Below are 14625 nucleotides of genomic sequence, written 5' to 3'. Positions count from 1 at the left end.
TCACTTTCCTCCCTGGATGCCCGTCACACGCTAAAGGCCGGCGCCCAGAGCGTCGCCTTCGGCGTTCAGTTCCAGAAGCTGGGCGCTCGACTGAAACGCCGCGGCGATGACCTCGGCCTCGCCCGCCTCGACCGCCATGTGGACGGTGATGGCGATCAGCGCCCACATCAGGCAACGATCGCCGGTGCGCTGGCTCAACGCCTGGATGGTCGGGCGCAGGACGCCGACGCATTCGGTCACCCGCCGCATCCGCGGATCTTCCATCCCATATGGGGTCCCGAGCCAGAAATTGTGGCGCATCACTTCCAGGGGCGGCACGTCGGCACGCATGGCAACCTCCCGATCCTGTGGCCGTCCGACCCCGAGCGATGCGGTCTGATAGCCTGCCAAGGAAGTATGGGGAGACTCCGTTGAACTGAAAAACGAATATAATTGGCTATTAATATCGTATTTTCCGATATTAAATCGAAACACGATGGACACCGAGCTTGCCCGCACCTTCCTGGCCGTGATCGGCACCGGCAGCTTCGTGGCGGCAGCCGAGCGCATCCACGTGACCCAGTCGACGGTCAGCGCCCGCATCCGCGCCCTCGAAGACCAACTCGGCACCGCGCTTTTCATCCGCAACAAGGCCGGTGCCGCGCTCACCGATGCCGGCCGGCGGTTCCAGAAGCACGCCGCCCTGCTGGTACGCACCGTCGAGCAGGCCCGCCATGAAGTCGGTGTTCCGAGGGGGTTCCGCGCCAGCGCGGTGGTCGGCGCCCGGATCGGCCTGTGGGACGGGTTCCTGCTCGACTGGCTCGGGACGCTGCGCCGGGACTCGCCCGACATCTCGATCCGCGCGGAGGTCGGGTTCGAGCCGGACCTGATGCAGGGGTTGATCGACGGGCGGATTGACATCGCTGTGATGTACGCGCCACAGCGCCGCCCCAACCTTGAGCTGACGGCGCTGATGGACGAACGCCTGGTGCTGGTGGCCTCGCCCGGGTCCGAGCCGCTGGGCGGGGACTACGTTTATGTCGACTGGGGGCCGGAGTTCTATGCCCAGCACAGCGCGCGCTACCCTGACTTCGCGGGGCCGCCGCTGGCGGTCAACGTCGGCTGGCTCGGCCTGCGCTACCTGCTGGAGCAGGGTGGCTCGGGCTACTTTCCATGGCGCATGGTCCAGCCGCTGATCGAACGCGGTGCCCTGCGCCGGGTGCCCGACGCGTCGGAATTCGTCCTGCCCGCTTGGCTGGTCTGCCCGGTCGAACGCGACCACGGGATCATCGACCCGATGCTGGCGGCCCTGACGGAGTTGGCACAGAGGGTCAGAGACGATGCCTAGCCCGACTTCGCCCAGAACGGCAGAAGGGGCGGTTGCCCGCCCCTTCGCCGATGCGTCGCGGACAGTCCCCGACGGCTACTTCAGGGCCTTTTCGGTGATGGCGCTGGTCCAGGCACCCGACGGCGTCTTGGTGATCACCGGGTCGGAGCCGCCCTTCATCAGGGTCGCCACGGTCCGCTCGTAGTCGGCCTTGTCCAGCGCACCGTTCGAGCCGGCGGTCAGCTTGGCGATCTCGCCCATCATCCGCTTCTGGTGCTTCTCGGTCTGGGCACCGCTGGCGTCATTCTCGAGCACGATCATGGCCGCCGCGTCGGAGTTGGCTTCCGCCCACTTCCAGCCCTTCATCGAGGCGCGCACGAACCGCACCATCTTGTCGGCGAACGCCGCGTCCTTCAGCTTGTCCTCGAGCACGTAGATGCCGTCCTCAAGCGTGGCGACACCCTGGTCCTGGTACTTGAACACCACCAGGTCGGATTCCGGGATGCCGGCATCGATGACCTGCCAATACTCGTTGTAGGTCATGGTCGAGATGCAGTCCGCCTGCTTCTGCAGCAGCGGGTCGACGTTGAAGCCCTGCTTCAGGACGGTGACACCCTTGGCGCTGCCGTCGGTCGGGATGCCAAGCTGGCTCATCCACGACAGGAACGGGTACTCGTTGCCGAAGAACCAAACGCCGAGCGTCTTGCCCGGGAAGTCCTTGGGCGACTTGATGCCGGTCTCCTTGCGGCAGGTCAGCATCATGCCCGAGCTCTTGAACGGCTGGGCGATGTTCACCATCGGCACACCCTTCTCGCGGGTGGCGAGCGCCGACGGCATCCAGTCCAGCACCACATCGGCGCCGCCACCGGCCAGCACCTGTGCCGGAGCGATGTCCGGGCCGCCCGGCTTGATCTCGACCTCAAGCCCTTCCTCTTTGTAGAACCCCTTGTCCTTGGCCACGTAGTAGCCGGCGAACTGGGCCTGGGTGACCCATTTCAGCTGCAGCGTGACCTTGTCGGCTGCCTGGGCGTGGCCGGCCATCAGCACGACCGCACCCGTCAGCAGTGACGTCAGAAGCCTCTTCATACCCTGTCCTCCTTGTTATTGGTCGTCGACCCTCTAGCCACGGCGGACCGAGGGATGCCAGAACGTGGTCGCCCGTTCGACCAGGGTGACCACGCCGTAGAACGTCGAGCCGGCGACCGCGGCGACCGCGATCTCGGCCCATACCATGTCGATGTTCATCCGCCCGACCTCGGTCGAAATCCGGAAGCCCATACCGACGGTCGGTGTGCCGAAGAACTCCGCCCCGATGGCGCCGATCAGCGCCAGGGTGGAATTGATCTTCAGCGCGTTGAAGATGAACGGCGCTGCCGCCGGCAGCCGCAGCTTGAACAGGGTCTGCCAGTACCCGGCGGCGTAGGTGCGCATCAGATCGCGTTCCATCGACCCGCTGGCTGCCAGCCCGGCGACCGTGTTCACCAGCATCGGGAAGAACGTCATCACCACCACGACCGCCGCCTTCGACGGCCAGTCGAAGCCGAACCACATCACCAGGATCGGAGCGATGCCGATGATCGGCAGGGCGGACACGAAGTTGCCGAGCGGCAGCAGGCCGCGTTGCAGGAACGGGCTGCGGTCGATCGCGATGGCGCACAGGAAGGCCGAACCGCAACCGAGCGCGTAGCCGACAAGCACCGCCTTCAGGAAGGTCTGCTGGAAGTCCGCCCACAGCACCGCACCGGATGTCAGCAGCCGCACCCCGATCGCCGACGGAGGCGGCAGCAGCACCGACGGAATGCCGGCGCCGCGCACCACCGCTTCCCACACCACCAGGATCCAGATGCCGAAGTAGACCGGAACCAGAAGCCGCACGAACCCGTTCTGCCGGACGGTCGGACCGAGCTCGAGCAGCCGTTCGACGAACAGCCAGCCCGATGCCCACGCCGCCAGCAACAGCGCCCAGTAGCCGACGCCGGCCCGCTCGATCTCCGGCAATGCAGCCAGCAGGGTCACCGCGCCCAGCACCGAGATCAGGCCGTCGATCCAATAGGGCACCGCGACCCGGAACCGGGCCAGCGATGCGACGCCGCACACCGCGAACAACGCCACCGCCGGAACATCCAGGATCGACTCGCCGGCGCTCGACGCGGGAAGCGCCAGTCCGGCAAGGCAGCCGACGCCGAGCAGCACGGCGAGCACGCTCTGGATCCGGGTCACTGGGCCATCCCCATGCGCCTGAGCACGAGGCGGTTGGCGATTCCGACCAGGATCACCAGGACGGCGGCCAGCGCCGCCGCCGCGAACAGCGCCGACCAGATCTGGATGGTCTGCCCGTAGTAGGAGCCTGCCAGCAGGCGGGCGCCGAGCCCGGCGACGGCGCCGGTCGGCAGCTCGCCGACGATCGCACCCACAAGGCTGATCGCCACCGCCACCTTCATCGAGGTGAACAGGTAGGGCACCGAACTCGGCCAGCGCAGCTTCCAGAAAGTCTGCCAGGCGCTGGCGTTGTAGGTGTGCATCAGGTCGAGCAGTTGGGTCTCGGGACTGCGCAGACCCGTGACCATGCCGACCACCACCGGAAAGAAGCTGAGATAGGCCGAGATCAACGCCTTCGGCAGCAATCCCGATAACCCCACCGCGTTCAGAACCACGATGATCATCGGCGCGATCGCCAGGATCGGGATGGTCTGGCTGGCCACCACCCACGGCATGAGCGATCGGTCGACCGCCCGGTTGTGGATGATGAACACCGCCAGCGTCACGCCGAGGCCCGTGCCGATGGCAAAGCCCAGCAGGGTTGCCGAAAGCGTGATCCAGCCGTGATAGAACAGACTGCGCTTGGAGGTGATCGGCTTGTCGACCGTGGTGTTCCAGATTTCGATGAACACCTGATGGGCGGCCGGCAGCACCGGCCGGTCCTGGTTCAGCGTATCGGAGACCAGATCGGACACCGTCCAGTCGGACTTGGCCTTGGCGTACAGGTCAAGCTGCCAGGCCGCGTTCAGGTAGATCGCAAAGCCGTACCAAAGGACCACGAGCGCCGCGAGGACGGTCAGGACCGGAACGGTCCGCCCTTCCCGGAGGCGGGTGATCAGATTCGATCCTAGCGCCACGTCCCGGCGCCTCGATCGTCAGACGGCGGGCGCGCCGCGCCCACGAAACTGTCCGGCATTGCAGAACCCCCGGTTCGTCAGGGCGAGCATACCGAGAGCCCGAGGGACCGGGAAGCCACGAATGTTGACCCGACGGTCAGAAATCGGACTAGGGTAGTGCAGCGCACTACGGCGGATCGCCACAGCAAATTTCTATTTACCGCCCAGCCTGTGCATAGTTGTATTTTCAGCAAAGCGTCACAAGCGATCCGTATCTGTGACGGTCAGGTTTGCTCATAAAACGTGTGTGGCAGTGACATTTGAACGTGATAGAATAGAATCCATATTAACCGCAGCGAATGAGGCGAGCAGTCACGCTCGCATCAACTGGGTAACCTTTCTCTTGTTTGGCACGTACTTGGGGATCGCAATTGGATCAACATCGCATCGCGATCTTTTGATTGAGAGCGCTGTTTCCCTTCCATTGCTTCAGAACGTACACCTTAATTTATTCTCATTCTTTTGGATCTCTCCGATTTTATTCATAATATACCATTTATACGCGCTGATATCTCACTACGTTCTTGCCACTAGACTGCACGCGTTCAACACGGCGTTGGCCACTGTCAACCTTATTCACGCCGACCGAGAGCAATACCGCCTCCGCCTGCACCCGTACATCGTGGCTCAATGGATCGCGGGCGTGCGCCGCGGAACCATACCGAGGTACGCGATGACGTTGACTTCGTGGATCAGCTTCGTTGTCGCGCCCGTCGTTCTGCTTTTGGCGTTTCAGATCCGATTCCTGCCCTATCACGATGAGATGATGACATGGACACACAGGGGCCTTGTCCTAGCGGACTTGGCCATCGTGTGGGCGCTCTGGCCGCTGGTGCTGCATCCGAGCGGCCGTATTCGCACCTTGCTTGTCGATGTGCTGGTCATGCCGTTCATGGGTGCCTACTCACAGGTGCTCCATCTGGTTGAAACAGGCCAAGCATTTGCGAAACGGGCAGTCCATGGCCCAGACCGCTGGTCGGCGATTTTGTCGATGTGGAAAGTTCAGCGCGAAATCCAACGTGGCGCCGAAAACATGATACGCGCTGTAACCGCAAGCCTTGTTCTGCTCGTAGCGTCGCTGTTCATCAGCCTGTTCTCCGTGTGCGTAGCAGCGATCCCCGACGAACGTGTGGAGAAACTGCTCATTGAATATCTGGCAGACTCGGAACGGTGGGCTAGCCGAGAAGTCGGCAAGGTGCTTCCGGTGGTCGAAGTCAGGGGGCGCCTGATGCTCGAATGGACCGCCGTACTTTTCGATGGCACAACCGATCCGATCGAACGGCGACCACTCACTTGGTTTTCCCGCAACTTAGTTGTCGTCGGTGAAACCATCAGCCGCGACGGAAAGATCCACTTCCGAGGGAGGGACCTGCGGTATGCGGTCCTGGATCGATCTGAATTCAACAACGTCGACTTTACGGGCGCACAACTCGATGGCGCCTCGTTTCGCGAAGCACAACTGATTGGCGCGATCTTCCACGATGCAACAGCCGTGAATACCGACTTTGTCGGTGCACAGTTGACCGGTTCCTCCTTCCACGCCAGAGACTTTTGGGATACCCCTCCACTCTACAATTTATCAAACAAGAAGGCTTTCGACGGTTCTGGTGCAACCTTCCGTCAGGCGAAACTCATTGGCGCAAACTTTACGAATGCCACGCTGGATTTTGCATCCTTCGACGATGCCGACCTCCGGGGTGCTCACTTGCGTGGAGCATCCTTGTTCGGAGCAACATTTGTAGGAACTGACGGACGAGGAGCGCTCTTCACGAACGCCCAAGCCATCGGCGTGATGTTTGATCGCGCCAAGTTGCTAGCCGCAGATTTCGATGACGCCAATGTCATGGCGTCATCGTTCAAGTCTTCCGACCTTCGGGGCTCATCCTTTCGGCAGGCCGAGGCGTCCGGCGGCCTCTTCCTCGACTGCAATCTGGATGCCGCCGATCTTGATGGATCAACGCTCTGGCGCACAGATGGGCGGCCGGCAAGTAATAATCTCGTTAGGCTGGGCTCGCCTCTAACTGATCCCAGCCCGCGCGTGCAGCCACCGAACCTAGACCAGATTGCAGCAAAACTCCGGGCTCAGGGTAGCGCATACTCCGACTCACGCTCGTCGATCTTTGAGCGTCTGGAGCGCCTCAAAGGCGACTCTACGCCTATCGATGGGCTCCACGACCGACCTCTTGTGGAGATCCTCGTTCAGAGCGGATACGACCCGGCATCGGACGATTCAGACTTGGTTTGGTGGTGGCGATATCCGAGACAGATATTGGTCGTGCTCGGTGTTCTTCCGCCGACAAAGCGACCCACGCGCCGCGCCGACCTGCTCGGCGAGCTTGCATGTTCGCCGGATCACGCGCCACACGTCAGCGAGCGGGTCGCCGAACGAGTCCTTCGTAACGCCGCACTGAACCGCACAACCCATCTGATTGAGCGCCTCCTCAGCCCTGCTTGCGAAGGATCTGCGGCACTCAGTGACCAGCTACGGAGGCCACTGTCGTCGATCATGGGGGCTCGGATTGCAGACTTGAGTCGCGAATAATCCACATGATGCAGGAGCTCCTTGAACGGACCCCCACTGTTTCAATACCTACAAGAAGCAGTCACATCTGCTCAGAAATACTGATTGAGCCGAAGGGTGACGGTGTTGTCTCGGCGGACGCCGTAGAGCCCGTTCGTCGACGCCACCTCGGGAAACAGCCGGGCCTCCAACTCGATCTTCATGTCGCTGCCGATCCGACGACTGGCCTCCAGGGACAAAAGGGTGGACTGGTCCTCGACGTCGACGATGGCGCCCGCCAGGAACGTGGTGTCCGGCTCGTCGTTCAGCGTCAGCCGGGCACCGACGAACACGTCGTTCTGGAATGCGGTCGGCGGCGCGTCATCACCCTCCTCACGCCCGTCGTAAAGATACTCGGCCAGCAGGCCGAGATCGGCGTCGGTCTCGGCGATCTGATACAGCGTGTACTCAAACCCTGCCACGCTGGCGACGAAGTAGTCGCCATGCCCCGACCGGCCGATGCCCTCGAACTTCCACAGCCACGCACCGGTGGTGTACTGCACGTCGACGCCGGTCTGGTCGATCAGGTCGTAGTAGGGGACAAGTTCGGTGCGGCCGCTGCGGAACGCCGGCAGCAGGCGCGGCTCACGGCTGGTGCCGCGGAAATGCGACACGCCCACGTCGAAATCGCCGAACGTCTTCGACCAGCGCACCGCGAAGTCCGGATGATACTGCTCGGCACCCGACTGGTAGACCGGGTCGTCGGCGATCGGCAGGGCGCCGCGCAGCCTCCCGTCATCGCCGGGAAAGGTCCGCTCCCGGAACACCGGCATCGCGAAGCCGCGGAACACCCCGTAGTCGGTGTCGACCTGGACCTGGACCATCGGCTGGCCCAGCTTGTCCTCCTGGTCGATGTCCTCGACCAGGTCGGTCTGGTTGATGATGTCGACCAGATGCCGGGACTCGGCGACACCCCAGAACACCTTGTCGAACCCAACGACCAGATCGTAGCCGTCGCCGATGTGCAGCCAGTTGGCTTCGCGCAGGTCGCCATGGGTCCGCCGTTCGTCGTGAGCATCGATCCGGTAGAACGGGATCACGGTCAGTCGGTCGGCACCGTCGTTCCAGTCGTAGGTCACCTCCGGCTCGACCGCGACCGAGGGCGATACCGTCGAGTCGTCCTGCTCCGGAAACGCCGGAGAGGTCGGGAACAGCCGGGTCTCGACCTGGGCCGAGCCCGACAGCCGCCATTCGCCGGCCACCACAGGGGACGGCAGGACCGCGGCCGTGGCGATGGCCGCGGCGACCAGACGGCCGGCGCGCTTCATGGTCACGGTCGCCCGCACTTCAGCGCACACGTTCGAGCCGGCTTTTCTCGAAGTCGCCTTCGCCCAGGCCCAGCTTGAAACTGTAGTCCGCGAAGGTCAGGGTCGTGGACTTGCCGGTCTGGTGGTTCTCCATCTCCAGCCGGTGGGCCCGCCAGTAGGTCCCGAGATACTGGCGGTACTCGACCAGATCGAGGGTCTTCAACAAATCGCCCTTGCGGTCGTAGAACTCGATCTTGCGCGGCTGGAACTCGGCGCGGTCGATCCAGACGACCTGCTTGGTGTAGCCGGAGTGCTCGTAGACCGGGAACCGCTCCGACACGTAGCAGGTCATCGACCCGCACGCCTCGTCGCGCAGGTATTTGTAGGTGTAGCGCTCGACCTCCTGGCTCACCAGGTCCTCATACGCGAACTCGGAGCCGACAAACGGGCCGGACTTGTTCTTGGACGAGATCCGCTTCACCCGCTTCAGGGCAGGCAGGTACAGCCACTGATCGTCCGGCTCGAGGATCTGGGTGTGCGACAGGAAGGCCGTACCCTCGATGTCCCGCGGTTCATGGAACACCGTCAGGCTGCGGTCCCCCAGTTTCGGATCGGTGACCTCCAGCGAGTTCAGGCTGAGACTGCGGGTGCTGGTCTCGCCTTCCCGGTTTCGCAGGGTCATGGTCAGGCGAACCTCGCTGTCGCCCCAGCCGAGGTCGCGCTGGTCGGCCTGCTCGGCGATCCAGCGGCCCTTCTCCTCCGCGGTTTCGGCGAACGCCGGCCCGGCAACCGCGGACATGGCGAGGGTGGCGACGGCGAGCGTCGCGGCAAAACGGTTCATCGGATCACTCCGCAGCTTGATTGACGGGTTTGAGAGAAGGCGCCTCGCCGCCCCGCTCGTCCTTGCCCGCAAACGTCAGCAGCAGGCTCGGCAGCAGAAGGAAATCGACGATGATCGCCATGAACAGGGTCAGCGCAGTCAGTTGCCCAAGAGAGGAATTGATCTTGAAGGTCGACAGCGACAGCACCGCGAACCCGGCAATCAGGATCGCCGTGGTCACCCACAGGGCCGTGCCGACCGTCGAGAACGCGTAGCGCACCGCCTCTTCCGGGCTGACCCCATTGGTGCGCCGGGCCCGCTGGTACTTCGACAGGAAGTGCACGGTCGCATCGACGATGATGCCCAGGCTGGTGGCGGTCACCACCGAGGATGCCAGGCCGATCTCGCCGACCAGCACCGCCCACACCCCGAAGGCCATGAAAGCCGGCACCAGGTTGGGAATCAGGCTGATCGCGCCGAGCTTGATGCTGCGCAGGGCAAAGGTGAGGCACAGCGAGATCAGCACGAAGGCCACGAAGGTTCCGGTCAGCATGCCGTCGATGTTGCGCTTGGCGATGTAGGCGAACATCACGAACGGTCCGGACGCGGACGTCTCGGCCGCCGACGGCAGGTTCTGCTGGAACCAGGCGGTGGCCTCCCGGTCGAGTTCGCGCAACTCGTTGGTGGTCACGTTCTCCAGCGTCGCCACGATGCGGGTTGCCGATTTGTCGACGTTGATCTGGTTGTTCAGGTCGAGGCCGTAGGGCAGCGACATCTCGAACAGCAGCAGATACTGGGCGGCCAGATCCCGTTCCTTTGGCAGCCGGTAGAACGCCTGGTCGTCGCCGTGCATGTTCTTGTTCAGGCGGTTGAAGATGTCGGTCAGGGTCTGGACGTGGACGACGCTGTCGCGCGCCCGCAGCCACTCAGTGAACCCCTCGACCTGTCGCAGGTAGTCGGGGTCGCTGATCGCCCCGGGCCCGGGTGCGGGCAACGACCACTGGGCCTGATAGATGCCGGACAGGTGCTCCATCGCGAAGTCGGTGTCCTGGCGGAACTGGATCGACCGGTCGAAGTACTTCACGAACTGATCGTTCAGTTCGATCCGGGGAATCAGCGCCGACAGGCCGGCCACGATCACCACCATCGCGACCATGATCGCGCGGCGGCGACCGATGACGAAGTCGGCCATCCGGTCCATCGCCGAGGCGTAGCCGATCGGTCGCTGCTTGACCCGCACCGGCAGGATCGCCATCAGCGCCGGCAGGAAGCCGACCGAATAGAACCACGCGGCGATCACGCCCATCGCGGTCATGTTGCCCAGGTCTCGGAACGGCGGGGCGTCAGAGAAGTTAAGGCTGAGGAACCCGATCACCGTCGTCAGGCTGGTCAGGAACACCGGCTCGAAATTGACCCGCAGGCTCTCGATCAGGGCCGTGCGCTTGTCGGATCCGCGCCGCATCTGCTGCAGCATGGTCACCAGGATGTGGATCGAGTCGGCGATCGCCAGGGTCAGGATGATGGTCGGCGCCGTCACCGACGGCGGGGTCAGCAGGATGCCCAGCCAACCGGCCAGGCCCATCGCGGTCATGGCCGACAGCCCAATCACCAGGAGGGTCGCGATCGTCCCGCCGATCGAGCGCAGCAGCAGGCCCATGACCAGCAGCAGCACCCCGTACATCAGCGGTACCAGGGTCGTGATGTCGCCCTCGGCCGATTCCGAGAACGCGTTGTTCAGCGCCACCGAGCCGGTGACTGCCACCCGCACCTCTGGATGCGCCGATTGGAACGCGTCGGCGATCTGGCGCGCGTGGGCCATCGCCTCGGGCACTTCGGATTCCGACTTGAACGGCAGCGTCGCAGTGATGTTGACCGACAGCGTCCGGGCGTCGGGGGCGATCAGCCGGTCGCGGATCAGCGGCTCGGCCAGCGCGGCCTGCCGGATGCGCGCCATGTCGGCGGCGTCGAGCGGGCTGTCCTCCGGCACCAGGTCCTCGACCGCCAGGTCGTCGCCGCGCGCCGTGCTGTTCTGGAAGTTGGTGATGCTGTCGACCCGGGTGGTGTACGGCACCTGCCAGGCGTCTTCGGTCAGCATACGGACGTCACGCAGCAGGTCGGGCTGGAACACGTCGCCCTGATGCGGCCGGATCACGATCGTGATGTTGTCTTCGCGAATGTAGACTTTCTGCAGCGACTCGAACGCCTGCAACTGCGGGTTCTGCGGGCTGAAGAACACCCGGTAGTTCGTCGAGAACCCCAGAAACTGGCCGCCGGCACCCGCCGTCACGGCCAGCGCGACCGATACGGCCACGACAATCCAGCGCCAGCGAATGAGCCACTCCGCGTAGCCCGTCACCCGACGGTCCAACCATCCCATGGCCTGCGCCATCCCCTGCTCCTACCCTGTGAACCACCCGTGCTATGGTGCCGGTCTCTTCAGACGGAGACTCGTGTACACTACACGGTGTAGTTTCTGTAAACTGGGGAGTGTACCTGTTTGAGTCAAGAGGCGATGGCGACCGAATCCGACCTACATGCCGACGACGCGTACCCGCAGTCCAAGGTGAGCCAAATCCGCGAAGCCGCTCGCCGTCTGTTCCTCGAGCACGGCTACGAGATCACGTCGATGGACTCCATCGCCGCTGAGGCCGGCGTCTCAAAGCGCACGGTCTACAGCCATTTCCGCAACAAGGAGATGCTGTTCATCGAAACCATGGAGACGATGTGCGAGCGCTTCGGCGTGGCCCCCCACGAAACCAATGACCCGACGGCCCCGCCCGAGAAGTTCCTGTGCTCGGTCGGCAAGCTGATGCTGTCCAAGGTCATGGACCCCCGCCTGCAGGCGGTGATGCGCACCATCATCGGCGAGTTGGCCGCGTTCCCCGAGATGGGCAGCCGGTTCTGGAGCATCGGCCCTGGCAACATGCGCATCCAGGTCACCGAGTATCTTCGGGAGCAGGACGCCGCCGGCGTGCTGGTCGTGCCGGACCCCCCGCTGTCGGCCGGCATGTTCCAGGGCATGGTGGCCGGCCCGCAGTTCATGCCGATGATCTTCACCGGTGACCCGGTCTGGACGGTCGACGACATCGACCGCATCGCCCGGACCGCCACCGCACAGTTCCTCGCGACCCACCGGCCGAAGGACGGGTGACGGGACCCCTACCCGGCGCCGCCGATCGTCGCGGACCGGTCAGTCGTCGTAGGAATGCCCGGCGCGCAGGCCCTCGCGGACCCGGTGGGCGATCTCCAGGAACTCCGGGGTCTCGCGGATATCCAGCGGGCGGTCGCGCGGCAGGGTGCTCTCGATGACGTCGGTCACCCGGCCCGGACGCGGCGACATCACCACGATGCGGGTCGAGAGGTAGACCGCTTCCGGGATCGAGTGGGTGACGAAGCAGATGGTCTTGTCGGTGCGTGCCCACAGCTCCAGGAGCTGCTCGTTCAGGTGGTCGCGCACGATCTCGTCGAGCGCACCGAACGGCTCGTCCATCAGCAGCAGGTCGGCGTCGAACGCCAGCGCCCGGGCGATCGAGGCGCGCTGCTGCATGCCGCCGGACAGCTGCCAGGGGTATTTCTTCTCGAACCCGGTCAGGTTGACCAGCTCCAGGGTCCGGGCGATCCGCTCGCGCTGCTCGTCGCTCGAATAGCCGGATATCTCAAGCGGGAGGGCGACGTTCTTCTCGACCGTGCGCCACGGATACAGGGCGGCGGCCTGGAACACATAGCCGTAGGCGCGGGCCAGCCGAGCTTCCTGCGGGCTGACACCGTTGACCCGGATGCTGCCGGCGGTCGGCTGCTCCAGGTCGGCGATGACCCGCAGGAACGTGGTCTTGCCGCAACCCGACGGGCCGATGAACGACACGAAATCGCCCTTGCCGACCGTCAGGTCGACATCGGACAGCGCGTGCACCGGGCCGTCGCCGGTTTCGAAGGTCAGCCCCAGGCCCTTGGCCTCGACGATGGGTTTGCTCATGCTCTCCACGATCCGCCCTTCGCAGCCCCGCGCTGCGCTTCGGGCACCTCAGGACGACAGGCCAAACAGTTGCGGTGCCGTCACACCCCGGCCGGCATGTTCTTCGGATCGCGGATCACCTTGCGGGGCGAGGTGATCTCCTTCCAGGTCGACAGCGCCCGGTTGGGGGCCGCATTCGCCTCGCGCGGCACGAACTCGCCGTGGCCCGGCCGGGCCTTGATCGTCGACTCCTCGACCGCCACCACGCCGCGGGTCAGGGTGAAGCGCGGCAGGCCGGTTACCTCGATGCCCTCGAACACATTGTAGTCGATCGCCGACTGCTGGGCGGCGGCGGTGATGGTCTTGGAGCGCTTGGGATCCCAAACCACGATGTCGGCATCGGCGCCTTCGACGATCGCCCCCTTGCGCGGATAGACGTTCAGGATCTTGGCGATGTTGGTCGACGTCAGGGCCACGAACTCGTTCATGGTCAGCCGGCCGGTGGTCACGCCCTTGGTCCAGAGCACCGGCAGCCGGTCCTCCAGCCCACCGGTGCCGTTCGGGATCTTGGTGAAGTCGCCCAGACCCATGCGCTTCTGCTCGGTGGTGAAGGCGCAGTGGTCGGTCGCCACCACCTGCAGGCTGCCGGCGGCAAGGCCGGCCCACAGCCCGTCCTGGTGCTGCTTGTTGCGGAACGGCGGCGACATCACCCGCCGCGCGGCATGGTCCCAGTTCGGGTGGGCGTACTCGCTCTCGTCGAGGACCAGATGCTGGACCAGCGGCTCGCCATAGACCCGCATGCCCTTCTGCCGGGCCCGTCGGATCGCCTCGTGGGCCTGCTCGCAGGAGACGTGGACCACGTACAGCGGCACCCCGGCCATGTCGGCGATCATGATCGCCCGGTTGACCGCCTCGCCCTCGACCTCCGGCGGACGCGAGTAGGCGTGCGCCTCCGGCCCGGTGTTGCCCTCGGCCATCAGCTTGGCCTGCAGCTGGGCGACCACGTCGCCGTTCTCGGCGTGGACCAGCGGCATGGCGCCGAGGTCGGCGCAGCGCTGGAACGACGAGTACATCTCGTCGTCGTCGACCATCAGCGCGCCCTTGTAGGCCATGAAGTGCTTGAAGGTGTTGATGCCGCGGTCGACCACCGTCGCCATCTCGTCGAACACCTGCTTGCCCCACCAGGAGATCGCCATGTGGAACGAGTAGTCCATGCAGGCATTGGACGACTTGTTGTCCCAGGCCTGCATCGCCTCCAGCAGCGACTGGCCCGGCGACGGCAGGCAGAAATCGACCACCATGGTGGTGCCGCCGGACAGCCCGGCGCGGGTGCCGGATTCGAAGTCGTCGGCCGAGTAGGTGCCCATGAAGGGCATTTCCATGTGGGTGTGCGGGTCGATGCCGCCCGGCATCACGTAGCAGCCGGCGGCGTCCAGGGTCTCGTCGCCCTTCAGGTCGGCGCCGATCGCGGCGATCCGTCCGCCCTCGATCAGCACGTCGGCCTTCCAGGTGCGATCGGCGGTGACGATGGTCCCGCCCTTGATGACCTTGCTCATCTCTGCAGCCTCCTCAGATCCGTGCCGCG

The 14625-nt window shown here is 64.5% G+C and carries 12 protein-coding genes; 3 read left to right on the top strand and 9 right to left on the bottom strand.

The window, feature by feature from the left end; genetic code table 11:
- Positions 1-30: 30 nt before the first annotated feature.
- Positions 31-330: a hypothetical protein gene (locus RIC54_RS02930; protein ID WP_350098105.1), complete on the bottom strand. Its 300-nt coding sequence runs from the start codon at positions 328-330 to the stop codon at positions 31-33.
- A gap of 145 nt (positions 331-475) precedes the next feature.
- Here RIC54_RS02930 and RIC54_RS02925 point away from each other — a divergent pair, with 145 nt between their 5' ends.
- A complete protein-coding gene (locus RIC54_RS02925; protein WP_350098106.1) occupies positions 476-1327 on the top strand; it encodes a LysR family transcriptional regulator in 852 nt (283 codons plus the stop codon).
- Positions 1328-1402: 75 nt separating this feature from the next.
- On the opposite strand, the gene RIC54_RS02920 is transcribed toward RIC54_RS02925, so the two are convergent.
- From RIC54_RS02920 to RIC54_RS02910, 3 genes are read right to left on the bottom strand one after another with little or no spacing between them, the layout of a single operon-like run.
- Positions 1403-2392: an ABC transporter substrate-binding protein gene (locus tag RIC54_RS02920; protein ID WP_350098107.1), complete on the bottom strand. Its 990-nt coding sequence runs from the start codon at positions 2390-2392 to the stop codon at positions 1403-1405.
- Positions 2393-2425: 33 nt separating this feature from the next.
- Positions 2426-3526 carry an ABC transporter permease gene (locus RIC54_RS02915; RefSeq protein WP_350150531.1) on the bottom strand — a complete coding sequence of 367 codons (1101 nt, stop codon included), beginning with the start codon at positions 3524-3526 and terminating at the stop codon, positions 2426-2428.
- Positions 3523-4422: an ABC transporter permease gene (locus RIC54_RS02910; RefSeq protein ID WP_350098109.1), complete on the bottom strand. Its 900-nt coding sequence runs from the start codon at positions 4420-4422 to the stop codon at positions 3523-3525. The genes RIC54_RS02915 and RIC54_RS02910 overlap by 4 nt, the downstream gene beginning before the upstream one ends.
- A 712-nt stretch (positions 4423-5134) precedes the next feature.
- On the opposite strand from RIC54_RS02910, the gene RIC54_RS02905 reads away from it, so the two are divergent.
- Positions 5135-7003, top strand: coding sequence for a pentapeptide repeat-containing protein (locus RIC54_RS02905; RefSeq protein ID WP_350098110.1), 1869 nt, complete (start codon positions 5135-5137; stop codon positions 7001-7003).
- Between the two features lie 71 nt (positions 7004-7074).
- On the opposite strand, the gene RIC54_RS02900 is transcribed toward RIC54_RS02905, so the two are convergent.
- From RIC54_RS02900 to RIC54_RS02890, 3 genes are read right to left on the bottom strand one after another with little or no spacing between them, the layout of a single operon-like run.
- The gene (locus RIC54_RS02900) at positions 7075-8289 is read right to left on the bottom strand and encodes a hypothetical protein (RefSeq protein WP_350098111.1); all 1215 of its coding nucleotides are present in this window, start codon (positions 8287-8289) and stop codon (positions 7075-7077) included.
- Positions 8290-8308: 19 nt separating this feature from the next.
- On the bottom strand, positions 8309-9109 hold the full coding sequence (locus tag RIC54_RS02895; protein WP_350098112.1) for an outer membrane lipoprotein-sorting protein: 801 nt from the start codon (positions 9107-9109) through the stop codon (positions 8309-8311).
- A 4-nt stretch (positions 9110-9113) separates the two neighbouring features.
- Positions 9114-11477: an efflux RND transporter permease subunit gene (locus tag RIC54_RS02890; RefSeq protein WP_350098113.1), complete on the bottom strand. Its 2364-nt coding sequence runs from the start codon at positions 11475-11477 to the stop codon at positions 9114-9116.
- A gap of 123 nt (positions 11478-11600) precedes the next feature.
- Between RIC54_RS02890 and RIC54_RS02885 the strand changes: the two genes are divergently transcribed.
- Complete coding sequence (locus tag RIC54_RS02885; RefSeq protein WP_350098114.1) at positions 11601-12239, top strand: TetR/AcrR family transcriptional regulator; 639 nt, start codon at positions 11601-11603, stop codon at positions 12237-12239.
- 39 nt (positions 12240-12278) lie between these two features.
- Here RIC54_RS02885 and RIC54_RS02880 read toward each other — a convergent pair whose 3' ends face one another.
- Together RIC54_RS02880 and hydA are read right to left on the bottom strand one after the other, a co-directional pair.
- Complete coding sequence (locus RIC54_RS02880; RefSeq protein WP_350098115.1) at positions 12279-13061, bottom strand: ABC transporter ATP-binding protein; 783 nt, start codon at positions 13059-13061, stop codon at positions 12279-12281.
- 80 nt (positions 13062-13141) lie between these two features.
- Complete coding sequence (gene hydA, locus RIC54_RS02875) at positions 13142-14596, bottom strand: dihydropyrimidinase (RefSeq protein WP_350150528.1); 1455 nt, start codon at positions 14594-14596, stop codon at positions 13142-13144.
- Between the last annotated feature and the right edge of the window lie 29 nt (positions 14597-14625).

Origin of the sequence: Thalassobaculum sp. (genome assembly GCF_040219215.1) — a bacterium.
Lineage (GTDB): Bacteria > Pseudomonadota > Alphaproteobacteria > Thalassobaculales > Thalassobaculaceae > Thalassobaculum_A.
This window is presented reverse-complemented; position numbering and strand designations above follow the sequence as displayed.